Here is a 25,198-nt window from a genome sequence, read left to right as displayed (position 1 = left end):
ATTAAGTTTAGAGGATTGATTAAATAAATGACCCAAAATCGAAAGTAGGAGTTAAACATGGAACATATTTTTGGATTAGAAAAATTATATAGTGAAGAACCGACGATACTTGAATTACAGGATGCGATGTATAAGGGGGAAGTTACTTCAAGAGAACTTGTTATGTACTACATGTATCGGATCGCAACGTACGATCAGAGTGGACCTATGATCAACTCTATTATGGAAATGAATCCTGATGCGATTTTTGTTGCTGAAGCATTAGATCAAGAGAGAAAATTAGTAGGAGCAAGAAGTCTATTACATGGTATCCCAGTTTTATTGAAAGGAAATATTGAAACAAATGACAAGATGCATACAAGTGCAGGTGCATTAGCTTTGGAGAACCATATTAGCTCAAACGATGCTTTCCTTGTTCAAAAACTAAGGAATGCAGGTGCAATTATTCTTGGAAAAACAAATATGACAGAGTGGACAAATGGTATGTCGACATCGATGTGGGCTGGATACAGTGCAATAGGAGGACAAACAAAGAATCCATATGGGGATTATTTTCCTGGTGGTTCTAGCACGGGATCTGCTGCATCCGTTACAGCAAATTTTACTACAGTCGCCGTTGGTACAGAGACATCTGCGTCTATTTTAAGCCCATCTGTACAGAACGCAATTGTTGGTATAAAGCCAACCGTAGGTTTAATAAGTCGATCAGGAATTATTCCGTGGAGTTATTCTCAGGATACAGCTGGACCTATGGCAAGAACTGTGACAGATGCAGCGATCTTATTAGGTGCTCTTACGGGAAAAGATGAAAGTGACCCTGCTACTTGGAAGAATGAATGTTCTAATGTCGACTATACAGCATTTTTGGATAAAGATGGATTAAGCAATGCAACCATAGGTATTTTCAGGAATATTCCGCCTGAGAAATATCGTGACATTGGAGAGTATGATGAAAAATTATTTAATGATGCTGTGGCCATACTTAAAGATTCTGGCGCTAATGTAATAGAAGAAATTGAAATCCCATCGTTCAATAGAGAGTGGGAATATAACAAAATGAACATTGAATTTAAGCACGCTGTTGAACACTATTTGCAAAGTCTCCCTCCCCATTTACCCATTCATACTTTGCAAGAGTTGATTGAATGGAATGAACAGAATACGGAGAAGGCTTTGAAATATGGTCAAGATGCATTGAAGTATCGAACACAATTAGAAAACCCATTGAAGAGTCAGAATTACATTCTAGAGTCTATCAATGATTTATATTACTCGCAAAATATGGGTATAGATCATGCTTTAGAAAAGTATGGATTGGATACAATCCTGTTTCCTTCTTATGTCGGAGCTGATATATGTGCGAAAGCGGGTTATCCATCCATCGCAGTGCCGGCAGGATTCCAAGATAATGGAAGAGCATTCGGGATTACATTCGCAGGAACGGCATTTAGTGAACCGACACTCATTCGTGTTGCATTTGCATTCGAACAAAAAACGAATCACAGGAGAATGCCAGATTTAAAGCAATAAACAGATAAAGCTCTATTCTATTCTCAAATTGAGATTTCTAATAAAACTCGTTCAGACGGAACACGAGAGTTGAGGAGCTTGCCTGAGGGCAGCTCCTTTTTGATATGTTAAAGTAACGGACAGGATTTTTTTGAATTAATGTAGAAAGGGTAGGTAATAGGTAAACTAATTAAGAGATCATTCAAAACACGTGAGGTGCGATTTGAACTTAATACAAACGATCATAAGAAGATTTAACCTTAATGTTTTAAGTATAGATAATGTTCCTGAGTCCTTTAGTTCACAAGTATACAAATTGGATCTTACCAGTGGAGAAACTGTATACGCGAAGATCCCTTATAATAGGGATAAACTGTATCGTGAATATCGTATGCTTGAAATGTTGAGCGAGGTATTACCGGTTCCAAAAGTATTAGACTTCTGGAGTGGGGATGACTTCATTTCTGGTGCCTTACTTTTATCTCAGATTCAAGGAATACCGTGTACAGGTAATATTGACGATGAACTGGCATTTCAAATCGGAGTACATCATGCAAAGTTGCATGATGTTAAAATGCCGAGGTATGGTGTTGAAGGAGTAGATGGTTTTCAATTTCTTCATCAGAACAATTGGAGACTTTACATAAAAAATAACTTTGAAAAGTTGACAGAACCTTGTAAGGAAGTCCTTGAGAGAGGGCTTTTTGAAAAATGTATTAATCATTTTGAGAATGCCTTCTCCGTATTACCTCATCCTGATGGACCATGTGTCGTACATATGGATTTCCGACCAGGTAATATACTTACAAATAATAATGAAGTCGTTGGAATTATTGACTTTGAGAGTGCACGGGGAGGATCCACTGAAATAGATTTCACAAAACTTAATCGGTATGTTTGGGAAGTAAATCCTCAAAGTAGAGTTTCGTATAAAGAGGGGTATTCAACAATTCGTCCCTTAATGGAGTTGGAGACAATACTTCCCTTTTATGATTTTTACGACGCTTTTAGCGCTGTTGTCTGGTGTAAAAACAGGGGAATTGAAAAAAATAAAGCGTTCCTCCAGGAAAGTATTTCTATTTTGAAGAAATCCGTAGGTTGTTGAGCTAACGGGCAGTTTAGTGCGTTGGGAGGATTAATTAGAGGTAGGCGTATGGTATAATTTTACAAAACGGTGATTTGGGGTGTATGACGAATGAAGGAACTCATCCAATTAATATAAACAACATATTTTTATGGAGGTATAGTGTATGAAGAGTATGTTTACAAGAAGAATAGGAACGGTGAAACGTTTTACTCTATTTGTAGTCTTTTTCCTCTGCACAGCGATGTTGATACCCATCACAGCCAGTGCAGCATATTACAACACCTACACCACCGTCGCAACGCTCGACAATGCAAATAATTCTTACGCCACACAGGGATTTGCAGTGGGATCTACCTACACCTACTCCGTAAAAGTCAACAGTGACAATACTAAGGCAGTCATTTACCGTACCAAAATGAGCGACGGAACCACTACGCTCATGAAAAACGGTGATAATGGGACATCTTATACTACCTACCTGGGCCATGCCAACGATTTGGTGCTTAGCACAATCGACGGAAATTATTATATGTTCGTCGTCACCATGAACGCCGGCAGTATGAGTCTCGTGAAACTGAAGTATGTAGGAACGACATATTACAAAGTTGGTAACTACACAATCAAATACAAAGGTGTAGACAAGTCAATGTCGGGTGTGAAAATTACTAGCAAAGAGGCTAACAGCATATACTTTCTCTTCAAATCCGGTCGAACCTTATACAGGGGTTCACTCCCACTTACCGCAAACAGCGGTACAATTAATGTAACCGATGGCTTTAACCTAAATATTGAAGATGCACGGGTCAACGGCAGTACCATATCTAACATCACCTCGTATGCTTTCCAGGGTTTCGGTTATTATAACGACACAATATATGTTCCCCTGACATATAAAAACATCAGCATTGTACTTGTTTATCGTAATATATCTACTGCCTCGGGTACAAAAAATGCAGATAATAATCTGTCATTCCGCGTTACGTCCGCTGCATACCCTGACCTTTTTGAGATAGAGGGCGTCGGAATCGCCAACGGGGATAAACTCTGGTTCAACACCAATCGAAGAACAAAACCGGGTGATACCGCTCACGACGGAGTGCACTATTTCAACGATTACAGCGCCTCCTAATAATAAAATAGCCTCCCGGCATTCGCCGAGGCAGATGGTGATCGAAATATACAAACACCCTCTTTAACGGCCCTGGCATGGGTTGGGTTTATTTAACAAAAGTATCACAAGTCATGGAGATGTTGTTCAGCTAACGGAGTACGCTAGTTCAATACAACAGATTAAAACCTCTTATTAGAAGAAAACCTAGATTTAATAGGACTAATGGGAGGTTTTATTATGAATATAAGCCAATGGTGGAAACAGTATGAAGCCGATAAGCGTATAAAATGTTGGTTAATGAACTTAGCGATATCCATAATTCAGATGTTACTTTACAGCCGTTAAAGGAATATTTAGCAAAACAATCTGATCGATTGAAGCCAAGTAGTTTAGGGCATCGTATCCAAAACATATTCCGAAGTTTTTAATGGAGGAAGATGTGACCCATCTGAAGATCTTGTCTATCCATGCGGGTACGAGTTCTTCTAGGGTTCCTGTACATGACGTTTAATTCTGAAGGTGCATTCACCGGCATCCTGTTCCAATATAGCAATGTTTTGTGCGGTACGTTTCTTATCGATTACTATATATAACAGAATTATCATTGGAAATTGGTGGTACAATATTCTATGTACGATTATCATTACGGGGAGGTCAATACAGTGTTACAAATTGTCCTGCTGGTTCTACTGCTGGTTATCATTATACTGCCGCCGATCATTTTTATCGGTTATATGTATGCCTTATCCAAAAAACCGAAGCATTCCATCATTCGCTCACACCCGTTTCTTGGCTGGGTACGTTATTTGCTTGAAAAGTTGGGGCCTGAGTTCCGTCAATATTGGTTTGACAGCGATACGGAAGGGAAGCCGTTCTCGCGGGCCGACTTTGTCGGTCTCGTATATGCTGCGAAATACCGGACGGATCTTATCTCCTTCGGCGGCAGGCGCGATTATGAAAAGCCCGGCTTCTATTTATCCAATGCCATGTTCACGAAATTGACAAGCGAGCTAAGGGTGGATAACGAAGTCCTCGTACCAGGAAAGAAATATGTCATTACCGACGAAGGGCTGTTTACAAGGAAGGAAAAATACGTAGAAGAACAGGTCAAACAATGGCTTCTACATGACGATGATGTCATTATGGTCGGCGAAAAAAGTGAACACCCATGGCGGCTCAAAGGCATGTTCGGCGCTTCAGCTACTTCCTACGGAGCAGTAGGTGAGCATTATATTCAGTCTACGGGAAGCGGCGCATTCATGGCAGGCGGCTCATGGATCAATACAGGTGAAGGAGGAGTTGCGGATGTACATCTTGCCACAGACGTCGATATCGTCTCGCAAATCGGGCCAGGCTTGTTCGGCTTCCGTGATGACACTGGCCGCTTCTCCATTGAAGCATTCAAGCACAAAGCTAGCATCCCGAACATTAAGGCGTTCGAACTGAAATTTCATCAGGGTGCCAAAATACGCGGCGGGCACCTCGAAGGATCTAAGGTCACCGAAAAAGTCGCTGCAGCTCGTTTAGTGCCTATCGGGAAAACAGTGAATTCACCGAACCGGTTCGAATTTCTAACCAATCCAGAGGAAGCGCTTCGTTTCATAAGCACCTTGCAAGAAGAAGGCGGCAAACCCGTGGGCATCAAAATCGTTGTCGGCGATCCGAAGCGGCTCGAGCCGTTTTTTCAGACTATGCTTGAGCTAGAAATTTTCCCGGATTTTATTACCGTAGACGGTTCCGAGGGAGGTTCTGGAGCTACGTTCAAAGCAATGGCAGATGGCATGGGATTGCCGCTCTTTAACGCGTTGCTCATCCTTGACGACATCGCAAGGAAATTCGGCGTGCGCGAGCGTTTCAAAATCTTCGCTTCCGGCAAACTCATTACGCCTGACAAAGTGGCAATCGCCCTGGCGCTGGGCGCGGACTGCGTCAACTCTGCACGCGGCTTTATGATGGCCAACGGCTGCATCATGGCTCTGCAATGTCATACGGGCAAGTGCCCAACAGGGATTACGACTACGGATTCTAAGTATCAAGAGGCACTGGCGCCCGAAGAGAAACAGTGGCGCGTAATGAACTATATTCTTCAGATGAGGGAAGGCTTGTTTTCGCTGGCTGCCGCCTGCGGCTTAGAGAGTCCCCGCGAATTAAGGCGAGAACATGTGGTGTTTACGAACGAAAGCGGACAAAGCTTCCGAATCGTGGATTTGTTTCCTTATCCGGTGCTTGCAGAATCCGGAGATATATAGGGCGATATCCTCCACCTACTCTAGGAACACACGCTCCGATTATCCCCTACTGAAGACGGTCGGCTCGGTTATCATCTGGCCGTCGGCTCCCGTCTTCTCTGATGCCATATTTCGGATCAACGCCTCCGCCATTCTGCCTGTTAGAATCAAAATTCGCTCAAAAAGTGGAATTCCTCGTTTTTGGAAAGGACTTGTCGGTACAGTCGGAATAAAAGAAATGGAGAACAAAACGGGGAACGAGAGTTGAGGAGCTTGCTTGGAGGCAGCTCTTTTTTGCTTGTTGAAGTAATGGGCAGCATAGTTGAAAAGACATCCTCTCTTTTATTAATATGACACAAGGTGACATATTTAAGGTCTATAATAGGTGGTAGATCAACGAAAGGAGTAACCACTCATGAAACGAAAAATAATTCTAGATCTAGCAGTTACTTTAGATGGTTTTATTGAAGGGGAAAATGGAGAAGTTGATTGGTGCATTATGGACGCTGATATGGGGTTTATTGATTTCTTAAATCAAATTGACACGATTCTATATGGGCGAAAAAGCTATGATTTATGGGGACAATTTACACGAGAAATGGAACACTCTGATAATGAAAAAGAAATGTGGGGATTAGTTCATAGTAAAGAAAAATATGTGTTTTCCAGAACGCAAAAAGGGACGGATAGTAAAGCAATATTCATAAACGATAATATTCTTGAAGAAGTAATAAAATTAAAGAATAAGCCTGGTAAAGACATCTGGCTATATGGTGGAGCAAGTCTTATTACAACTTTTATCAATTTGGGGCTTGTTGATGAAATTAGATTATCTGTTCACCCTGTTGTTTTGGGAGAAGGGAAACCGCTGTTTGTGGATATAAATCAGAGGTTGAATTTAAAAATGGTTAATACAAGAACATTCTCCTCTGGCGTTGTGCAACTAATCTATCATTTGAACGGGAATAATATTGCACATTCCAATAATAAAATATGATCAGAAAATACTGGCAGTAATTGTCACTTCTTTCAGCTAACAGGACACGATAGTTCGATACATAAGGGCTGCCAAGTGGCAGCCCTATGTACCGCTAACGGGTATACCCGGATCCGCTGGCGGGATGAGGGGGCCGCTATAGCACTTACCTCTTTACGCCCCGCCACGCATCCAACTGCTTCTGCACTTCTTTCCGTACCTCTTCGATGCCTGCTTGCTTGAGCTCCTTGTTAAACTTGGGAAGGATCGTCTCAACATCGACGGTGCCAGTCATGAGGCTTGGATAGTATTTCTTCCATATCATCTCGATATTATCGGTTTGGGCGGTCAGCTTGGATAAATCGGGCGTAAAGCCGAGAATGGTGGACTTGATTACTTCAGCGTTGTATTTGCGGAATTGATCCCATTTGTCGAGGGGTTCCGGGTTATCACCGCCCATGGTTTTCAGGATAAACCAGTTGCCCAGTGTGTATTGTACTCCTGCATAGCTTGCTGGTGCATCCGAGATCGGCTCGCCGTGGCTGTCTTTGCCGGGAATTGGAGCAACTTGCCCATGTTCATCCAGTGTGTAATGCACGCCTTCAATACCATAATTAAATAAGTTTCGTATTTCAGGGTCGGTATTGAGTAGATTCAGAAACTTAATACACGCAATGGGATGCTTGGTATTGGCATTAACAGCCATGATTCCTCCACGGACTGATTCCGTGGTGACGACGCTAGGGGATACGGGATTCGATACAACCTTGTAGCCGCGATCCTTACTCCAAGTCGTCTCTGAGAGTGGGCCACCACCTGAGGACTTCCAGAACACTTTATCCCAACGCTTAAGTCCGCCAGTCTCCCGCAGCGCGGCGTCCTTGTTAATGAAGCCCTCCTTATAATAACGCCGTAATGTGTTTAATACTTGCCGTGCTTCATTTGTTTCGAAGATATTCACGACCTTAGCGTTAGGGTCCAGTGATTTCACCATTAAGGGAACTTTATGGTTCATAATATATTCGTAGCCGTAGAGAGCGAAGAAATTGTGTGAATCCCGATCCAATTCCATTGGTAAGTATGCAGGCTCATCCTGTTGAATCATCCGGAGCAACGGTTCAAGCGATTCCAGCGTATTGTATTTGGTAATATCAATATTGTACTTTTTCACGATTGAAGCAGGGTACATCCAATGATCACGCACGGCCAGCTCTTTATTGGTCGGTACACCATAAATGCCTCCATCATTCATTCGTACTCCTTGCCAAAAGGTTGGGTCAATGGTGTCGTACAAATCCTTACCCAGACTCGTAAGATAGTCATCAAGTCTCAGCCATGCGCCGCGCATAGCGGTGGTTGCATAATTGGGTGCAAAAGCAATGTCGAAAGGACTTCCTGCGGATATAAGTGTGTTCAGCCGATCTTCATACTCCTGCCAACCTACCTTGATATAGGTGATCGTCACGCCAATTTTACGAGCCATGATTTCATTGATTTTATCATTTACGAGCTGCAGATCCTTGTCAGGCTCTCCAATCGTGTAATAAATCAGATTTTCAGTGTCACCTTGATAGTTATCATTGTCGTTCTTGCTAGGCTGCCGGGAGCAACCGGTCGTATACGCTGTGAGCAGCAGTATAAGACTGATTGTTATGAAGATACATCTGTGTCTAGAGCGCTTTAGCATCGATATCATCCTCTTTCTGCCGAGTTCGTTGTTAACCTTTTCCCCGCAGATCAGAGGGAGATTTTCCGAAAAAGCTATGGAAATGCGTATAAAAATAATTGAGGTTGTTATAGCCAACGGAAAGTGCGATATAAGAAATCTTCTCGTCTGTCGATTGAATTCGTTCTTGTGCGAGGAGCATTCGGTAAGCCATGAGGTATTCTGAAAATTTCATGTTGGATTCTTTAAGAAATAATTGTCCAAGGTAGGTACTGTTCATCTGGAAGCGCTCTGCCACTGATTTTAAGGTGATATTCTGAGCATATTCCGTCTTGATCATCAGCAGAATGCGGTTGACCAGCTTGGATAAGTTGTCATAACTTACACTCAGCACCGGATCCTTGTTCATACTCTCGCTGTTCATATTTCCTATCGTACCATGGAGATCTTCAACAATAATCTTCTCAATCACATGCTGAAGCTTTGTACGTTCTACAGGCTTGAGCAGATAGTCTTTGACACCACAGCGAATGGCTTCTTGAGCATACTTGAATTCACTATAGCCGCTCATAATAACATATTTCGTAGGGATATGGAGCTCGTTGAGTCTGTGGATCGTTTCATATCCAAGATTCTCGCCAATACAGACATCAAAAATTGCGACATCTGGCAGCAGGTCTACAGCCTTGGATATGGCCACCTCCGTAGATTCGCAGGTTTCGATCCGACTGAAGCCGTATCGTTTCCAGTCCAGGATTCGCTTCATTCCCTCCAAAATCTGAGGTTCGTCATCCACAATCATCAGCTTGTACATGTTCAATCACCTCTTTTGAAATACGTACTGAAATTTTGACTCCAGCTTCCTCATTGTTCTCAATCTCTATAGAAAAGTTGTTCCCATAGAAGTAATGAAGTCGTGTGTATACGTTGCGCAGACCAATACTATTGGAAGAGGTATCATCATGGCTCAAGAATGTGCTTCGAACTGTATTTAAACGCTCGGCGTTCATTCCACGTCCATTGTCCACGAATTCCAATGCATAATGGTCTTCAGCTTCCCAGCCGTTAACGACATACAGGTTAAATTCATGACTAGCGTTAAAGCCATGAATGAAAAAATTCTCAGCCAAAGGCTGCATCCAGAATTTCACGGTAGGGATCGAGAGGAGGCCCTGCTCTACATTGACTTGATAATAAAAACGCTCTGGATACTTAAACTCCATAATCTCTAAATACTTCTGAAGTAATTCCAGCTCACTAGCAATCGAGATGATATTCTCTTTTTTGACCATATCCCGATAGAGCGCGCCCAAGGTAGCAATGGCATCAGCGGTGTCCATATCCCGGTTAACAAGAGCAGTGGAGCGGATAACCTCTAACGTATTGTAAAGAAAATGGGGGTTGATCTGATGCTGAAGCGCTTTCATTTCTGTTTCTTGCTGTTTGAGCTTAAGTAAATATTCATTACGGATATGTTTATCTAATTGTTGAATCATATCGTCTAATTCCCTTGCGATCATGCCATATTCATTTCGACGATAACGAGCAGGGCGATTAGGGGTGAAATTGGCTGTTTTCACGCGTCCAATCGATTGAATAATACGGTGTAGGAAGCGGGAATCATCCCGCAAATTGTACACAATGAGCAGCAGAACGCTAATGATGGTCGTTAATACGATTAGAAAGATGGTGATTAGCATCCTAGCATGCTGCCGAATCAGCATAGATAAATCAACGATGCTAACGAATTTGAAATTGAACTTGGTGGATGGAAAGGTGACGAAAAATATATGCTTGAAAAAACCCTTCGAAATATAACCATGACTGCGTCCATTCGCCGTCGCAAGACGGGATAGTTCCTTCAAGTCTTGGTCCGGTCCATTACCGATAAGGTATATCTCACCAGAAGCACTGACTGCAGCAGCCTTTCCTAATCGATAATTTTGTATAGATTTAAAGATTTGATCACTGCTGACCAAGAAGCGCAGCTCCCCGAATTCCTTAGGGCCCAGTGCTCCATCCGATAGTTTCTTGCGATATACGAATCCCTTTAGAATGGTATCGTGAAAAGCCTCATCTGTATTTGGAAGACCGAACATGAAGCTTGCAATTCCGTTATCGTTAAAACGTACGACATTGCCATACTGGTTGGTATGCAGACTAATCTGCGTTATTTCACCTCGCGCCCAGCTGTACAGGTAGGTTTTAATATCCTCTGGGAAGGATACCAGCGGCTGTGAGAATTGGCTGTTTTGCAGACTATTGGTTAAGTAGCCTTCAGCACTGCTGCTTAAGAAGCTGCGAGCATCAGCCATAAGACTATGATTGGAGTATATACGCTGCATATAAGCCTCAATTCGGTCGGCATCATACTGCAGCTCATTCTCTACACCAGCGAAAGCATTAGCAGCCTCTATACGGGCATCACCAACCCATTGATTCAGCAGCATTGCACAGGTCAGAAAGCCTAGCGTGAGTCCAATGGTCACGACGAAGATGACATAGGCAATAAACTTGTGACGATAAATTTTGATTTGTAAAAAAGAGCTCATACGACACCTCAATTGAAGTAGCTCGTTGAATGTAATCATATACCATACCACTGTAACATGATTAAGCAAAGCTTCATAGATAGCAAGAAAAAAGCATCCCATACTGAATGTCTCAATAAGGGATGCTCGTGAATTTAATCTTACTTAAAGTAATTATTAATTTGCTCTTGAGCAGCTTTCATAATCGTGTCCATACCTGCGGATTTTAATTCAGCTGCAATCTTCGGAACCATTTTCTCCGGATCGGATGCGCCTGTCATGAGTTCATATTTGTATTTATCCCATACAGCTTGGCAATTCGCCGCTTCGGTCTGAAGATTGCCGATGTCCAGTGCGAAACCAAGTGCGGTGGAAGATGTCGCTGCATCATTCAGCTTCTTCACCTGTTCCCATTGATCTACAGGAGCACCTTTTGTAACCGCTAGATTAAAGAATGTACCTTGGGTGTAGGCAGCTAGCGGCCAAGTATCGGATGTACGCTCGATTACCTTTTCACCATCGACGTTTTTGTAGTCTACGCCTAACTCCCCGAATGCCAGCATATTACGGAGTTTTGGATCTGTGTTGACTAATTCGAGATACTTCAATGCTTCCTTCTTGAATTTCGAATTCGCAGAAATCGCGTTAAGGGAGCCTTGGATTGTGCTCGTTGTATAAATAGGTCCATAGTGCTGAACCATATCATACTTTTGAATCGCATCATTGATTTGCCAGCTTACTTCTGCACCTGGAAATGCCTGAGCTGCAAAGAATGGTCTGCCTTTTTCGTTCTCTGTTTTAGTCGGAGCATCCGGGTTGATAATGCCATCCTGATACCATTGATGCAGGAGCTTCAGATTTGCCATAACATCAGGCTGCTCGAGAACAGAGACAACCGTGCGTGATGCATCGTCAGCTTTTACACCAACTGGAGGGAAGCCAAGTGTTAAATCGTCATACTCGTTTAAGAAACCGTTCAAGCCTTCACTTTGCGTCATTGGCAATGGGTAGAAGCTCTTGCCTTCAGCCTTCATAGCGTGCAGAGGCTTATCAAGATCCTGCAGTGTTTTGATATTGTTGATATCCATATTATACTTTTGCACATATTTATCATCGTATACCCAATACTGCGTTAGTGCTGAATCCTTATAAGTAGGAACGGAATAATACTTGCCGCCAATTTTCGTGCCTTCCCATACCTTCTGAGGAATCACTTTATATAAGTCAGGTGTTTCACTTTGAACCAGATCAGTGATATCGGCAAAAGCACCCATAGCCACTTGCTTGCTGTATTTACCACTGTTCGTGAACATAATGTCGAATGGTTCGCCAGTATTCACAATGGTGTTTATTTTTGTGTCCCATTCACCCCAGTTAGCTACCTTGATGTCAATTTTCACACCAATCTTCTCAGCTGTGTATGCATTCATGGCATCAATCGCTTTGCTGAAGTTATTAGGTACTTGGCCGCCGATGGTCCACCAGACCAAAGTCGGAATATCCTTACTGGCTGTTGGGGTGTCCTTTGATGTGTCTGGAGTCGTCGTAGCCCCATCTGTTGTAGATGCAGGCTTCGAGCCGCCGCAGGCTGCAAATGCAGTTACCATTAGTGTTAGAACACAAAGTGTAGAGATGAGCTTCAAAGATTTTTTCATTCCATTTCCCCCTTTTTGAAGTTATATCACCATAAGCGTGATACAGTGATCTATCATAAACCAAGCTTGCTTGGCTTATTTCGTTTATTAACCTTTGACAGCACCGACCGTTAGTCCAGAAATAAAATACTTCTGGAAGAACGGATAAGCGAAGGCTACAGGCAGAACAATGAGAATGGCTACAGCCATACGTGCAGATTCCTTCGGCATCGTTGCGACGAGTACTGCGTAGCTAACGCCCATACTTGCAGCATTCTTGGCAAGTGCATCCACATTGCTCATCAAGCTGTTTAGCAGTGCTTGCAGAGAATACAGGTTCTGGTTGTCGATATATAGCATCGATTGGAACCAGTCATTCCAGTATGCGAAGCATAGAAACAGTCCAATGGTTGCGATTACCGGTAAGGAGATGGGTAGGATGATTGAGAAAAAGATTCGTAGCTGGCTCGCGCCATCAATTTCAGCAGATTCAATCAGCCCATCGGGAATCGTACTTTTGAAGAATGTTTTACAAATGATAACGTTGAACGATGAGACAGCCAGCGGTAGAATAAGTGCCCAGACACTATCTTTTAGTCCTAATAGATTTGTATTGATGAAGTAGCTGGATACCAGACCGCCATTGAATATCATAGGGATGAATACGACCCAGGTCAGAAACCCCTTCAGCTTGTATGAGGGGCGAGAGAGCACATAGCCCATGGAGGTCGTAAGTAATACACCGAGTACCGTACCAACCACTGTAACGAGTACGGATACGCCGAGCGCTCGCAGGATCATGGTTCCTTGGTTGGCAATATAGGCGTAAGCCTCTCCTGACCATGCAATCGGAATCAGATGATACCCTGACTCGCGTATGGAGGCCTCACTGGAAAATGAAATGGATAGAACGACAACGACAGGGATGACACAGATCAGAGCCAAGATGATAAAAATCAGGTTGAAAAGGATATTTACGACTTTGCTTGTACGGTTAAACTTCTCAAGGCCCGTGGTATAAGCAATTCTTGTTGCCATCGTCTTACCTCCTTACATCATCGCGCTATCAGGATCAATTTTGCGAACAATCCAGTTAGCGATTAGAATTGTTGCACAGCCCAGGACGGACTGCACAAATGCTGCAGCAGATGCCATGCCTACTGTAGCGGACTTAAGTTGTTTAAACACCATGACATCGATGGTGGTAGAGACGTTGAACAGAGAATTGGAATCTCGCGTGACCTGATAGAACAAGCCGAAATCGGTGTAGAATATGCGTCCAACTGCTAAAATGAACAGCATGACAATAACTAGCTTGAGCATGGGCAATGTAATAAATCTTGTCTGCTGCCAAATGGAAGCGCCATCAATAACAGCTGCTTCATAATATGTGCTGTCAAGGCTAGTGATGGTTGCCAGATAAATGACCATACCATAGCCGAGGCCTTTCCAGATATTTAATAGAATCAGTAAGTATGGCCAGTATTCCGGTGCCATATACCAGTTAATAGGATCGCCGCCCATACTGACGAGCATTTGATTGACAATCCCTTTATCAAAGCTTAGGAACGCCCAGCCTACAGCAGATACGACAACCCAAGAGAGGAAATAGGGGAGGAACATCATCGTCTGATAGACTTTACTTGCTTTGCGGCTGTGGAGTAGTCCGATCATAATCGCGAATAGAACGGGCAGCACAATGCCTAGAACGATAAAAATAATATTGTATCCAATGGTGTTTCGAATAATAATCCAAGCGTCATTCGACTTGAATAAGAACTCAAAGTTTTTGAAGCCTACCCATGGACTGTTAAACACATTGCTCAAGAAGCCGCCGCTAATTTTGAAGTTTTTGAAGGCAATGATGATCCCGAACATTGGTAAGAAACAAAACAGTATGTACCAAATCGTCGTCGGCAATGCCAAGAGGGTTAGTTCCGTATCCTGCTTACGCCAACGAACTTGTAAGCGCTTACGTTTAACTTTTTGTTCAGCCTTAGAACTCATGTCTGTCACTCCTTCCGGTGGTTATTGCACTTGTTAAGTTCATTGTATTATAGGAGGATTCGATGCAACTAGATAACAAACTTGATACTATAGTCAACAAACGTTAGATTCGTAAAATTAAGAATGGGAGACGAGAGATACAAGAACCCATAAGAAGGAATAAATTAACTATTGACTACTCCATCAAGACTGTGTAATATGAAGTTAACTTCACGTGAAATAAACTTCACATTGTGAGATGTTAGGGGTGAATTGCTTGAAAAATAAATTTACAGAGCTATATTTATGCTCACTAGCCCTTCTCATCATGGGGTTATTTGAAATCATTTGGAATCACACGAAAGCTAATACAACAGAAGGATTGGTTTCCGGGATTTCAATATTGTTGGTAGGAGTAGGACTTTTAACTTTCGCTATAACTTCTCAGGTTAAATATAAGGCGAATAGAAAACAGTTGGATCGAGAGATGTCCAAAGAATATGACGAACGAGATGATATCATCGAAGGAAAAGCTTCACAATTTACGATGAGACTAATCATGTTGGTGACGCTCCTGATGATGTTTCTTTCAAATTGGCTTGCAATCCCAACGAATACTGCCTTAATTGTGATTATCGTATTGTGTGCGGGTACGAACTTATTAGCCAAAAAATATTATAATCATGTTCTTTAATTAGGAGTAGGCTATGAAAAATAGAATAAAGGAGTTACGTATAGAACGTGGTATCAAACAACAAGAACTAGCAGATAAAGTAAGTGTTTCTTCAAGAACAATTATATCTTTAGAGAAACAGCAATATAATCCATCTGTCTTACTAGCTTATCGAATATCTTCAGTTTTTAACTTATCGATCGAAGAGGTTTTTATATTTGAGGAAGATGACTGATCATCGTATACAAATATAATTAGTGGGAAAAATTCAATATAGAAATCATACATCATGGGGGTCAAAAAAATGGCATTAAAATTATTGTTTATCCTATTTGGAGTAGTCTTAGTATTATGGGGCATCTATAGAATGAAAACGGATGATGCGTTTGTCGGAAAGAATCAGAAGAGAAAAAATTTATTTAATCTATTAATACTTGGACAAGCCTCAGGGATTGGACAGTTCTTAAGTGGGATTTTATGCATAATATTAGGGATTGTATCCTTTTTCATTAAATAATGATACACATTCGTGCCCTCGGGCTGTCGAGAATTTGAGATTATCCCCTTTAAGTAGACACATACAAAGTAAGGATGTATGGTGTTCACTTAAGGGGGATTTTTTATTTTAAGGATATAAGTTATTCTCCAATATTTCATGGAAATACATGTTAAAAAAATCATTTACAATTCGGAACATACGTTCTAATATGGAGTGGTGATCATATTACATAGGAGGTTCATGATATGATAAACCGGATTTCAACACCATTTAGCTACTCAGCAGCTGTTTCGGCAGGAGATTATGTGTTTCTTGGATTACATAGAGGCTTTGGACAAACCTTTACTGAGCAAATACATGATACTTTATCACATTTAAAAGACACACTTAATCAACTTGATGTACCACTTCAAAACCTTGTAAAAGTTAATGTCTACCTCAAAAGTATTAAGGATCTACCCGAAATGGAACAAGTATTTTTTGATTATTTTGAAAAGGATAATTTCCCTGCAAGAATGACATCCACAACAGAGTTCATTGATTCAGACTGTCTTATGATGATTGACGGTATAGCATACCAAGGATTGGGACGGAAAACGATGGATTGAAGGTTCGAGGATACCCTTCATCCCGATAGCACGTTAATAAACTTTTACGTTTTGGAGCAGCGTCATTAAGGTGAGCAATGTTCCATAAACAGAACCGAAGCCTGTTGCGATGCCGTGTATTAGGAAATAAATCCTTTCTGCTTCAGCAAATCTTCTGTGGCCTTCCACAGCTTGTGCTGCGTAGTGGCATCCCCCCCGGGCGACACTGGTTCTATAGATTTTCCGGTTCCAACGTTAAAGTATCCGCCAGTCATTTTTTGATATTCTGGCTCCACAATTAAACGGGTGATAATACCTGCTCCTCTTCGTGGATCTCCAATACGAAGGGCTTTCAACAATCGTTCTAATACGGAAGCAAACCAAAGTTCTCGTCCTAGTCCGGTAACATTAAATCCTGGATTTAGTGCATTTACGCTGATTCCCGTACCTGCCCACCGTCGTGCCAGTTCAGCAGTGAACATAATATTAAATAATTTGGTTTTTCCATAGATGGAGGATGAGCCGCGAGCGGTAAAGGGAGTGGTATCCGTTAAATCCTCGGGGAGCTTCAAAACGCCGTGACGGTTTGAAGCTTCAGAGGCAACATTAACAACTCTGGCCTTACCTGCATTCTGCAGAGACGGTATTAGTGAATGTGTCAAAAGCCACGGCGCTAAATAATTGACAGCAATCATTTCAGGAAGCCCCTCGAGAGTGATACGGGGCTCAAAAGCATGGATTCCCGCATTGTTCAAAAGGACATCAATTTTAGGGTAAGCAGAGGCTATTTCACTCCCAACCCGTTTAACATCCTTCAATAGCGATAAATCTCCATAAAAAAAATCAATCTTGACTGATGGTGTAATCGCCTCAATCTGTTTTCTCGTAGCTTCAGCGCGTTCTTTACTCCTGGAAGTCAAGACAAGGTCAAATCCGCGTCTTCCTAATTCAATCGCGACTAGCTGTCCAAGACCGTTGGTGGCACCGGTGATGACAACAGTTGCTTTATTTGGCATCGTCATTTCTCCTTCATGTGATATAATTTTTTGAAGTAATCTATCTAAACAGCGTAAAGGCAGGGTGTTTAGTTGACATATATCCACTATAATGATTTGATTGATATATGTCAATCAATTTTGAGTTGTTTTTTGATCTAGAGAAAGGTGATTGAGGATGAAGTATAATGAATTCAAAAGTGAACCGAGGGAGAAACTGGAGATTGAATTGGGCGAGCAGCTTAACGCCCTCATCAGTGCTTCACATGCCTTGAATGTCAGAGCTGCTGCTAAATTCGATTCCTCCTTACAGCCTGCCGCCTTCCATATTGTTCGTTGGCTGTACTCCTACGGTCCAACAAATGCCGCCACTTTAGCAGAATCAACTGCGATGGATCGAAGTTCGGTCAGTCGCCTTGTCAAACAGCTCCAGACTCTGGGGTATGTGAACAGAGAAACGTCTCCTAATGATGGGCGGGAAATTGTGTTGTCTCTTACCGAGTATGGACAACAAAAAATAATTGATGCGCTTAAGGAGAAAGAGTCCGTTTTTTATGAACGACTCTCTGAATGGAAAGATGCGGAGCTTCATGAACTCATCCAAATGCTTAGGCACTTTAATGGATTCAATTGACGGATGAGAACAATTAATTAAAGCACAAGGTGTATTCAAAAAAGAATAGACCTGCGGGTGGTCGTGATATCCCACTATATGATGTGATGGTAGAACCGTAATTGGTGTATTTCATGATGGATAATAGATACTGTTTAATCACTTGAAAAGTTTAATAAAACAGCAACTTTTTAAATTTGTTGTTAAGCTTAACATTCCTGTTAGGGCTAAGAAATAGACTTTGCCAAAAAAGGAGCGCCTCGGTATGATGGGTTTGTCCACGGGTTCGAAACCCAACACCATCAAGGAGGCGCTCTTATCATGAAGTTTAAACAATCAGAAGCACAAAATCAACGAATTGAACGAATTACCACTTCTTATCTTGTAGTAGGCATCGATATGGCCAAGGAAACACATGTAGCACAGGTAACGAATTATCGTGGAATCGTGCTGACGAATCGGCATCTATCGTTTAGCAACACCATTGAGGGCTTTGAAAGGCTGCAACGTTGGATGGAAGCCATCCAGCAAAAGCACCGTTTAAGCAGCGTAATCATTGGTATGGAGCCGACAGGGCATTATTGGTGGAACTTGGCCAACTGGCTTACACATAAAGGATTGCAAATCGTCTTAGTCAATCCAGCAACGACCAAGCGCAATAAAGAAAACCGTGACAATTGCCAATCGAAGAGTGACCCAAAAGATGCACTTGTCATTGCAGATGTAGTAAGCCGTGGCTACTACTATGAACATACGAAACAGACCGACGTGTTCCAGCGGTTGCGAACCCTGATGAGCGATCGAGAATTTTGGGTTACGAATAGTGTTCGGTTACAAAATCGCATCATTCGTTGGCTGGATATCCGCTTTCCGGAGTACAGTTCAGTTTTTAAGGATTGGACCTGCAAACGTTCGATGGCCACACTGAAGGAGTTTCCTACGCCTCATGATCTTGCAGGGCGGTCTATACCGGAGATCATTGCGATATGGAGAAAACATATGCAGCGAGCAGGCGGTTCTTCAGGCACACAAAAGGCGGCTGAGCTCATTGCATATGCTAAGCGGAGTGTAGGGGACGTTACAGCTTTAACCGAAGCAAAGCAAGATTTTGTACGTCTAATCACGGAGTTCGAACGAATCACGGATATGTTAGTAGACATCGAAAAGCAACTCCGCGCATTGCTAGAGGAGATTCCCATGGCCGTCCAGCTCCGTTCTATTAAAGGTCTTGGTCCGATCTTTGTCGCGGCCATCTTAGCAGGTGCAGGTGACCTTAGACAGTATGAACATGGACGTCAGTTACTGCGCAAAGCCGGTCTAAATCTCGCAGAAAGTACATCGGGGAAAAGGAAAGGACAGATCATCATCTCTAAACGAGGAGACTCCAGCCTAAGGAAATATCTATACTTAGCGACCATTCAACTCATCGGAAATAATCCGATCTTTCAAGAATTACATCAGCACAATGTTCAAGTAAAACACATGAAAAAGCAACAGTCTGTCTTCAAGCTTGTGGGTAAAGTAGCACGAATTCTGATCGGTATGGTCCATCGAGCAGAAACATTCTCTCCCGAAAAAGCCAGCTATCTCGTTTCACAAGCAGCTTAAGGTATTGAGCCGTCACGTATATTGATTCGTTCGCGGGATTTTGACAAAGAAAGCACGGAGAACCGAGTTACTGCCCAAAAAGGGCTTAGACCCGTCCGCTAAACGCAATCGGTCTCCACACCTTGGATAAGTATGACGATGGAATGTAAGGGCATAGACCCGTCGAGTCATGGGATGGTAAACACCAGGGCAATTTGTGGAGTTTGCGTGCAGTAGAGTGAAGCGAAAAGGAATGGCTGAAGCGATTCCTCTGTTCCCGCATGCCCAAATACTGGACTGACGGCTCTCGCCTCCAGCTTTCCCCACCTTTAATACTAATCCATGGTGATGAAATCCTGCGAATGAGTGAGTATACGTGAGATAACCCCTTAAAACTGAGGGACGGGCAGTATAGTTTAATACAAAATTACATTACTCTTAATCATGGATATTATAATATTGTTTTGTTATGATAAGTTGTACCCATTATTTGGTAGTCGATTAACAAGGAGGTTATTCCATTTGTATAAGGCATTTCTTAATGAGGATACATACATTTCTATCTTAGAAGAGGGATCATTAAAAGAGGTTTTGAATCAATGAATAGCAATATTATTTGGGGGATAGTATTATTAGCGCTGAGTTTGTTTCTTAAGCCATTATTGGCGATTGTGGGGCTGAATGAAAGGTTGTTCGGATTGCACTGGCAAGGTGAAACTGTGTTTTCATTGAGTCCATTCTTAGTTCGGATTATTCTAGCAGTAATTGGGATTATCATGCTTATCATCGGCGGTATGCAAGTTGCAAAGCAGAAGAATAAATAGTTGAAAGGATAGAGAGCACAACAATTGATCTTGCTACAATATTGAACATTTATAACCAAGGTATTGAAGACCGCAAAAAATTATTATAATCCCCAAACGGGGATTTTTTAATGTTCGTAGAACAAAAGGAGCCAGTAAGGCTCCTTTTGTTTGTAGTTATCACGATTTACGAAATGTGATCTCGATATAAAAAAAATGTCGTGTGACAAAAACATAGTAACATTGGAAGCCGCTAATCATGCGGCTTATTATTTTTATGATATCAAGTTCTTGTCAAAACGCAATGACAAGAACTTGATATCATTCCCGACTGATGATAAGAACTTTGTTACATTCCCGATATGATTTTATCGGAAGCAAGCAAGTTGGAGCTGTCATTTTTGTTAAACTAAAGGGCAGGTTAGTTGAATCAAGCATACTCTACGACGTTGGAACAATTAGCCTTAAGATATCGTCATCATAAGATAAGAAGTTGAAAGGATTTGGAAAAAACAAGCTGGTTTAATGGATAAGGGGCGGGGATCAAGATGGACAATGCACGCGGATACAGGTTCGTTGTCAACGGAAACGGGCTACAAGGCACAATAGAGGTGGAGTGGGCGATAGAGTGAAAATTCTCATACCGCCACTGGTGAATGGATACGAATTAATTTCGATCCAGACAGAACAATGAAGGGGGATTAGTCATGCAGTTAAAAATAATATTAAGTGTGTTCTTCATTTTGTTATGTGTTGGTTGCGAAGAGCAAAATATTACTGACGATACTACTCCGGAGTCGCCAGTGTCAGTTGAGAAAAAACAGGACTCAATTCTTGTTGAGAACAATAACGATGGAATGTCCCGTCGCAACCTAGAGTACGACTCGCAGGTGAAAGGTAAACTTGTGGTTGATCCGAACTATTTTAATCAAAATGAATTGAAACGTGGTGAAGTTGTATATTACAAAACGCCCAAAATTGATAAGAAAATATATCCGCTCTTAAATCCTCCTGAACATAATATCTCGAGGGTAATCGCTATCCCTGGTGAAGTTGTGCAAATAAAAAAAGGTCAAATTTATGTGAATGGAAAAAAGTTAAATACGTTTTATGGAAAGGCTCTAAGCTGGGGATTAGATGAAGAAGAGTATTTTAAGACAGTCAATCAGCCAGGATCGGCAGTATGTAACGAATCATGCCAGAAAAACATGAAGGAATACTTTAACATGGATATGGAGAAGTTTAAAGTACCAGACAGTCATCTATTTGTCATGGGTGATACATGGTGGAGAAGTATAGACAGTCAGATCTATGGTCCTCTTCCCATTAGTAATATTATAGGCAAAGTTCTGGGGTATGAAAAAAAATAATGGATTGTACTAATTTGCTGAGCTAACGGGACACGATAGTTTAATAAATATCTAAAACACGGCTGCCGGCATAGATAGGTAGCCGTGTTGCGCTAACGTGCTGAAATCGATAACAAAATTCCATAATCTTATAACAATTTTCCATTTATATCCTATTGAAAAAAGGATATATTGTTTTCAAACAATAAGATATTAGGATGGTGATGTAAATGGAAAATTGCCTTATTTGTAATCGAATCAACATGAGAAAGAAGGTACGAATAAGTATTTTGTAGCAGAATTAGAAACAGGGTACGTAGTAATCGGAGAACACCAATATTTCGAGGGTTATACACTATTTCTATGCAAAGATCATAAGTGTGAACTTCACGAACTAAATAAAGAATTTAAGGAAAAGTATCTTGTTGAAATGAGTATAGTATCTGAAGCTGTATTTAATGCTTTCAAACCAAATAAGTTAAATTATGAACTTCTTGGCAATGGCGATTCTCATATGCATTGGCACACTTTCCCGAGAAGACTGACTGAACCAACCCCCAAGTTTCCTGTTTGGTGGACACCTAGAGAAATCATGTATGCAGATGATGTTAAACCGAGCGATGAAGCTTTGGAGGCGATGAAGAAAAAATTATTAGACGAGTTGTCATTAACTAATGGGAGATTATTGCAGTAGAAGATAGCTAAATAAATAACTAAGACGCGGCTTTCGGCATTGATCGGCAGTCGCGTTTGTACTAACGGGCAGATTAACGTTGTGGCTGATTCATGATAGAATTCCTCTAATAGGTCATGGTGTTTTATAGATAATATGGGATTTGCAGTTTGGGAAATCGTTAAGGATTAAAAAATGGAGGTTACCCAATTGAAATACTTTATAATTACTGGATCATCGCGTGGTATTGGAAGAACTTTGTCTGAAAAGCTTTTGTCACCAAACCACCATCTATTTTGTATATCAAGAGAAGTAAATAATGAGTTACTTTCTTTAGCAGAATCCAACAATGTTTCAATGGATTACTTTGATGTTGATTTAAAGGATGTCCATAAGCTCGACGATTTAATGAATCAAATTATCCAAAAAATTGATGCATCTATTATTGAGTCCATCTACTTAGTTAATAATGCTGCAGTGGTTAAGCCAGTTGAATTCATAAGCCAGAGTGAACCTAATGGGATCATAGATCATATGAATATAAACTTAATTGCTCCTATGCTCTTAACGTCAAGCTTCATAAAGTATACTAAAACATTAAAGGTAGACAAGCGTGTCATGAATATCTCTTCTGGACTATCATTTAATTTGAAACCAATGTTAAGTTGTTACTCAACATCTAAAGCAGGTCTCGAAACATTTGTGAAATCAATTGGAGTAGAACAAGGTGATGTTAAAATTATGGGTGTTAGACCTGGGGCAACAGATACACAGATGTATGAAGAATCAGTGGTAACTGATGAACGTGCGAGTGAAATCAAGTTAGCTAAAACAAATTATGCTGCGGAAAGAATACTAACATTCCTATTGGATAGATTCGAACATGGGAAAGTAGTAAAAGCATGGTGATTATCATTTTGGATAAGTGATTCAACTAACGAGACACGATAGTTCTGATTTTCCTTCCTCTACGGATAAGTGATTTCCTCAATAGGTTCACCAAAACTAGCAATCGAAAAGAAATCACGCATTTCTTTTTTTGGTGTATAATGAATGAGGTTATCCAAATTATTCCAAAGGAGATGTTAAATGATGTCAATCAGTTTGAACCCGTATTTGATTTTTGACGGCAACACGAAAGAAGCGGTCCATTTTTACGAGAAAGCGCTGGGCGGGAAAGTGATTAGCATCATGACGTACGGAGATATGCCGGCGGACCCGAATCATCCGTTGACGGATGACATGAAGGATTGCGTTATGCATGCGCACTTGAAAGTCGGCGACGCGGATCTCATGTTCACCGATAACTTCCCAGGCACGCCTTATCAGCCAGGCGATACGGTTCAGATTGCCATCCATCCCAGAGAAGAGGCAAGAGCGAGAGAAATCTTCGCCGCTTTGGAAGACGGCGGACAAGTCGTCTTGCCCATTCAGAAGATGGATTGGAGCCCCTTGTACGGGATCGTAAAGGACAAGTTCGGGGTTACTTTCCAAGTGAATGTCCCAGGAGAGCAGCCACAGTAATACCACACAAACTTCCGCTCCACCTTGTTGCGCTAACGGGTCACGATAGTTGAATAACAAACCATTGTTGAGCAGGCTTCCGCAGTCTGCTCATTTTATTAAGTTAACTCCAGCGAACTAACGTTCTGTATAATGAGAGGGGAGAAAAATGAATCCAAATAATAATATATTTAGCACTTTAGACGAGTATACGGAGAAAATTCAAAATCGAATTGCTGCATCAGCAGGAGCATTATGCGTAATTAAGGATAACAAAATCATACATGAATGGTATTCCGGGTTTCATCACTTCCATAAAGGTGCGAGAAAAACGGGAGCAGAATCACAGTTTAATGTTTATTCAACGAGGGTTACATACGTGGGTCTTGCTGCCGCAATCGCGCTTTATGATGGTTATATTAAAAGCTTGGATAGTTTGTTAAGCGAGTATCTTGTTGGTTTTGATAACGATATTCTTGGTAACACGACACTAAGGCATTTAGTCACACGCACAACAGGTCTGCAATTTAAAGGGAAAAGTGTAGTAAAAGGCTTTGTATCGGGTACAGCATTCGAAGGAAAAAAACCTGAAATCCTTGCCGCTATTGTTAAGAATGCAACTGGAAAAACGGTTTCTGAAATCATAAATGAAAGAGTCTTTAAACCTATGAATTTTACACGGACTGAATGGAGGACAGAGGGAAAAGAAACTTTAGTATGCGATATTAATGATCCCCACAGTTTCCCTTCTTTGAGATTAGAATCTAATGAGGGTAGTGACCGTAATCTTTACGTAAGTGCGAGAGAACTAGCTCATTGGGGAAATTTACATTTAAACAAGGGGATGTATGAAGGTAAACAACTGCTTCCGGAAAAAGTATTCGATATTGTTACATCGGTTCAGACCCCAGATTCATTGCCAGTTCATTTACCCAGACTTGGCTTCTTCTGGTGGATTCAAAATTCAATGGTGGAGAATTGTGAAATTGGACCAAGTTTACCGGAACAAACTTTTCAGATTCTCGGGGCATCGGGATGTTCATGTACAGTGATTCCGAAACATAATGCGGTGGTAGTAAGGATGACAAATAGCCTTTGGACTTTTGGTGGAAAAAAAATTATGATTATCTTTCGGATATTCAGGAATTTGGTAATCTTGCCGAAGATGCATTAAGAAAATGGTCATAG

At 41.4% G+C, this 25,198-nt stretch carries 24 protein-coding genes; 17 read left to right on the top strand and 7 right to left on the bottom strand.

Annotation, left to right across the window (positions count from 1 at the left end; genetic code table 11):
* The first annotated feature begins 57 nt into the window (after positions 1 to 57).
* From AC3WU2_RS24260 to AC3WU2_RS24240, 5 genes are all read left to right on the top strand, one after another.
* On the top strand, positions 58 to 1,530 hold the full coding sequence (locus tag AC3WU2_RS24260; protein WP_492457564.1) for an amidase family protein: 1,473 nt from the start codon (positions 58 to 60) through the stop codon (positions 1,528 to 1,530).
* A 202-nt stretch (positions 1,531 to 1,732) separates the two neighbouring features.
* Positions 1,733 to 2,614, top strand: a complete 882-nt coding sequence (locus tag AC3WU2_RS24255; protein ID WP_492457563.1) for a phosphotransferase family protein — start codon at positions 1,733 to 1,735, stop codon at positions 2,612 to 2,614.
* 145 nt (positions 2,615 to 2,759) lie between these two features.
* Positions 2,760 to 3,725 carry a hypothetical protein gene (locus AC3WU2_RS24250; RefSeq protein ID WP_492457562.1) on the top strand — a complete coding sequence of 322 codons (966 nt, stop codon included), beginning with the start codon at positions 2,760 to 2,762 and terminating at the stop codon, positions 3,723 to 3,725.
* A gap of 611 nt (positions 3,726 to 4,336) precedes the next feature.
* Positions 4,337 to 5,956, top strand: a complete 1,620-nt coding sequence (locus tag AC3WU2_RS24245) for a glutamate synthase-related protein (RefSeq protein WP_492457561.1) — start codon at positions 4,337 to 4,339, stop codon at positions 5,954 to 5,956.
* Between the two features lie 394 nt (positions 5,957 to 6,350).
* Positions 6,351 to 6,932 (top strand): dihydrofolate reductase family protein, encoded by a 582-nt coding sequence (locus AC3WU2_RS24240; protein ID WP_492457560.1) that lies wholly within the window; start codon positions 6,351 to 6,353, stop codon positions 6,930 to 6,932.
* Between the two features lie 145 nt (positions 6,933 to 7,077).
* Here the strand turns inward: AC3WU2_RS24240 and AC3WU2_RS24235 are convergent, their stop codons facing one another.
* The 6 genes from AC3WU2_RS24235 to AC3WU2_RS24210 form a co-directional block, all read right to left on the bottom strand.
* Entirely contained in the window at positions 7,078 to 8,598 is a 1,521-nt protein-coding gene (locus AC3WU2_RS24235; RefSeq protein WP_492457559.1) for an ABC transporter substrate-binding protein, read from the bottom strand.
* A gap of 31 nt (positions 8,599 to 8,629) precedes the next feature.
* Complete coding sequence (locus tag AC3WU2_RS24230) at positions 8,630 to 9,391, bottom strand: response regulator transcription factor (protein ID WP_492457558.1); 762 nt, start codon at positions 9,389 to 9,391, stop codon at positions 8,630 to 8,632.
* On the bottom strand, positions 9,366 to 11,129 hold the full coding sequence (locus AC3WU2_RS24225) for a sensor histidine kinase (RefSeq protein ID WP_492457557.1): 1,764 nt from the start codon (positions 11,127 to 11,129) through the stop codon (positions 9,366 to 9,368). The genes AC3WU2_RS24230 and AC3WU2_RS24225 overlap by 26 nt, the downstream gene beginning before the upstream one ends.
* A 140-nt stretch (positions 11,130 to 11,269) precedes the next feature.
* Positions 11,270 to 12,763: an ABC transporter substrate-binding protein gene (locus AC3WU2_RS24220; RefSeq protein ID WP_492457556.1), complete on the bottom strand. Its 1,494-nt coding sequence runs from the start codon at positions 12,761 to 12,763 to the stop codon at positions 11,270 to 11,272.
* Positions 12,764 to 12,850: 87 nt separating this feature from the next.
* Complete coding sequence (locus AC3WU2_RS24215) at positions 12,851 to 13,780, bottom strand: carbohydrate ABC transporter permease (protein WP_492457555.1); 930 nt, start codon at positions 13,778 to 13,780, stop codon at positions 12,851 to 12,853.
* A 12-nt stretch (positions 13,781 to 13,792) separates the two neighbouring features.
* A complete protein-coding gene (locus AC3WU2_RS24210; protein ID WP_492457554.1) occupies positions 13,793 to 14,749 on the bottom strand; it encodes an ABC transporter permease in 957 nt (318 codons plus the stop codon).
* Positions 14,750 to 15,005: 256 nt separating this feature from the next.
* Between AC3WU2_RS24210 and AC3WU2_RS24205 the strand changes: the two genes are divergently transcribed.
* The 4 genes from AC3WU2_RS24205 to AC3WU2_RS24190 all read left to right on the top strand — a co-directional run bounded on the left by AC3WU2_RS24205 (position 15,006) and on the right by AC3WU2_RS24190 (position 16,508).
* The gene (locus AC3WU2_RS24205; protein WP_492457553.1) at positions 15,006 to 15,422 is read left to right on the top strand and encodes a DUF2178 domain-containing protein; all 417 of its coding nucleotides are present in this window, start codon (positions 15,006 to 15,008) and stop codon (positions 15,420 to 15,422) included.
* Between the two features lie 13 nt (positions 15,423 to 15,435).
* On the top strand, positions 15,436 to 15,636 hold the full coding sequence (locus AC3WU2_RS24200) for a helix-turn-helix transcriptional regulator (RefSeq protein ID WP_475812842.1): 201 nt from the start codon (positions 15,436 to 15,438) through the stop codon (positions 15,634 to 15,636).
* A gap of 69 nt (positions 15,637 to 15,705) precedes the next feature.
* Entirely contained in the window at positions 15,706 to 15,918 is a 213-nt protein-coding gene (locus AC3WU2_RS24195) for a hypothetical protein (protein WP_492457552.1), read from the top strand.
* 227 nt (positions 15,919 to 16,145) lie between these two features.
* A complete protein-coding gene (locus tag AC3WU2_RS24190) occupies positions 16,146 to 16,508 on the top strand; it encodes a RidA family protein (protein WP_492457551.1) in 363 nt (120 codons plus the stop codon).
* A gap of 119 nt (positions 16,509 to 16,627) precedes the next feature.
* Here the strand turns inward: AC3WU2_RS24190 and AC3WU2_RS24185 are convergent, their stop codons facing one another.
* Entirely contained in the window at positions 16,628 to 17,503 is an 876-nt protein-coding gene (locus tag AC3WU2_RS24185; protein WP_492457549.1) for an SDR family NAD(P)-dependent oxidoreductase, read from the bottom strand.
* Between the two features lie 157 nt (positions 17,504 to 17,660).
* Here AC3WU2_RS24185 and AC3WU2_RS24180 point away from each other — a divergent pair, with 157 nt between their 5' ends.
* From AC3WU2_RS24180 to AC3WU2_RS24145, 8 genes are all read left to right on the top strand, one after another.
* A complete protein-coding gene (locus tag AC3WU2_RS24180) occupies positions 17,661 to 18,116 on the top strand; it encodes a MarR family winged helix-turn-helix transcriptional regulator (RefSeq protein WP_492457548.1) in 456 nt (151 codons plus the stop codon).
* Positions 18,117 to 18,416: 300 nt separating this feature from the next.
* Positions 18,417 to 19,703, top strand: coding sequence for an IS110 family RNA-guided transposase (locus AC3WU2_RS24175; protein WP_492457547.1), 1,287 nt, complete (start codon positions 18,417 to 18,419; stop codon positions 19,701 to 19,703).
* Positions 19,704 to 20,281: 578 nt separating this feature from the next.
* Positions 20,282 to 20,506 carry a hypothetical protein gene (locus AC3WU2_RS24170; protein ID WP_044876916.1) on the top strand — a complete coding sequence of 75 codons (225 nt, stop codon included), beginning with the start codon at positions 20,282 to 20,284 and terminating at the stop codon, positions 20,504 to 20,506.
* A 686-nt stretch (positions 20,507 to 21,192) separates the two neighbouring features.
* Positions 21,193 to 21,855 (top strand): signal peptidase I, encoded by a 663-nt coding sequence (gene lepB, locus AC3WU2_RS24165; RefSeq protein ID WP_492457546.1) that lies wholly within the window; start codon positions 21,193 to 21,195, stop codon positions 21,853 to 21,855.
* Between the two features lie 409 nt (positions 21,856 to 22,264).
* Complete coding sequence (locus tag AC3WU2_RS24160) at positions 22,265 to 22,528, top strand: HIT family protein (RefSeq protein ID WP_492457545.1); 264 nt, start codon at positions 22,265 to 22,267, stop codon at positions 22,526 to 22,528.
* 189 nt (positions 22,529 to 22,717) lie between these two features.
* Positions 22,718 to 23,416: an SDR family NAD(P)-dependent oxidoreductase gene (locus tag AC3WU2_RS24155; RefSeq protein WP_492457544.1), complete on the top strand. Its 699-nt coding sequence runs from the start codon at positions 22,718 to 22,720 to the stop codon at positions 23,414 to 23,416.
* Between the two features lie 183 nt (positions 23,417 to 23,599).
* Complete coding sequence (locus AC3WU2_RS24150) at positions 23,600 to 24,031, top strand: VOC family protein (RefSeq protein ID WP_018755512.1); 432 nt, start codon at positions 23,600 to 23,602, stop codon at positions 24,029 to 24,031.
* Positions 24,032 to 24,179: 148 nt separating this feature from the next.
* Positions 24,180 to 25,184 (top strand): serine hydrolase domain-containing protein, encoded by a 1,005-nt coding sequence (locus tag AC3WU2_RS24145; protein WP_492457543.1) that lies wholly within the window; start codon positions 24,180 to 24,182, stop codon positions 25,182 to 25,184.
* Positions 25,185 to 25,198: the final 14 nt, after the last annotated feature.

This window comes from Paenibacillus sp. EB106-05-06-XG162 (genome assembly GCF_058791655.1).
The sequence above is the reverse complement of the archived record's forward strand: the minus strand, read 5'-3'. Positions and strand labels throughout refer to the sequence as shown.

What these genes read in the sequence shown, in the direction of transcription:
- AC3WU2_RS24225 (WP_492457557.1), bottom strand. Translation starts at nt 11,129, where the DNA reads ATGAGCTCTTTTTTACAAATCAAAATTTATCGTCACAAGTTTATTGCC.
- AC3WU2_RS24215 (WP_492457555.1), bottom strand. Translation starts at nt 13,780, where the DNA reads ATGGCAACAAGAATTGCTTATACCACGGGCCTTGAGAAGTTTAACCGT.
- AC3WU2_RS24195 (WP_492457552.1), top strand. Translation starts at nt 15,706, where the DNA reads ATGGCATTAAAATTATTGTTTATCCTATTTGGAGTAGTCTTAGTATTA.
- AC3WU2_RS24220 (WP_492457556.1), bottom strand. Translation starts at nt 12,763, where the DNA reads ATGAAAAAATCTTTGAAGCTCATCTCTACACTTTGTGTTCTAACACTA.
- AC3WU2_RS24230 (WP_492457558.1), bottom strand. Translation starts at nt 9,391, where the DNA reads ATGTACAAGCTGATGATTGTGGATGACGAACCTCAGATTTTGGAGGGA.
- AC3WU2_RS24170 (WP_044876916.1), top strand. Translation starts at nt 20,282, where the DNA reads ATGAATAGCAATATTATTTGGGGGATAGTATTATTAGCGCTGAGTTTG.
- AC3WU2_RS24235 (WP_492457559.1), bottom strand. Translation starts at nt 8,598, where the DNA reads ATGCTAAAGCGCTCTAGACACAGATGTATCTTCATAACAATCAGTCTT.
- AC3WU2_RS24180 (WP_492457548.1), top strand. Translation starts at nt 17,661, where the DNA reads ATGAAGTATAATGAATTCAAAAGTGAACCGAGGGAGAAACTGGAGATT.
- lepB (WP_492457546.1), top strand. Translation starts at nt 21,193, where the DNA reads ATGCAGTTAAAAATAATATTAAGTGTGTTCTTCATTTTGTTATGTGTT.
- AC3WU2_RS24190 (WP_492457551.1), top strand. Translation starts at nt 16,146, where the DNA reads ATGATAAACCGGATTTCAACACCATTTAGCTACTCAGCAGCTGTTTCG.
- AC3WU2_RS24185 (WP_492457549.1), bottom strand. Translation starts at nt 17,503, where the DNA reads ATGCCAAATAAAGCAACTGTTGTCATCACCGGTGCCACCAACGGTCTT.
- AC3WU2_RS24145 (WP_492457543.1), top strand. Translation starts at nt 24,180, where the DNA reads ATGAATCCAAATAATAATATATTTAGCACTTTAGACGAGTATACGGAG.
- AC3WU2_RS24160 (WP_492457545.1), top strand. Translation starts at nt 22,265, where the DNA reads ATGAGTATAGTATCTGAAGCTGTATTTAATGCTTTCAAACCAAATAAG.
- AC3WU2_RS24210 (WP_492457554.1), bottom strand. Translation starts at nt 14,749, where the DNA reads ATGAGTTCTAAGGCTGAACAAAAAGTTAAACGTAAGCGCTTACAAGTT.
- AC3WU2_RS24200 (WP_475812842.1), top strand. Translation starts at nt 15,436, where the DNA reads ATGAAAAATAGAATAAAGGAGTTACGTATAGAACGTGGTATCAAACAA.
- AC3WU2_RS24150 (WP_018755512.1), top strand. Translation starts at nt 23,600, where the DNA reads ATGTCAATCAGTTTGAACCCGTATTTGATTTTTGACGGCAACACGAAA.
- AC3WU2_RS24260 (WP_492457564.1), top strand. Translation starts at nt 58, where the DNA reads ATGGAACATATTTTTGGATTAGAAAAATTATATAGTGAAGAACCGACG.
- AC3WU2_RS24245 (WP_492457561.1), top strand. Translation starts at nt 4,337, where the DNA reads ATGTACGATTATCATTACGGGGAGGTCAATACAGTGTTACAAATTGTC.
- AC3WU2_RS24175 (WP_492457547.1), top strand. Translation starts at nt 18,417, where the DNA reads ATGAAGTTTAAACAATCAGAAGCACAAAATCAACGAATTGAACGAATT.
- AC3WU2_RS24240 (WP_492457560.1), top strand. Translation starts at nt 6,351, where the DNA reads ATGAAACGAAAAATAATTCTAGATCTAGCAGTTACTTTAGATGGTTTT.
- AC3WU2_RS24250 (WP_492457562.1), top strand. Translation starts at nt 2,760, where the DNA reads ATGAAGAGTATGTTTACAAGAAGAATAGGAACGGTGAAACGTTTTACT.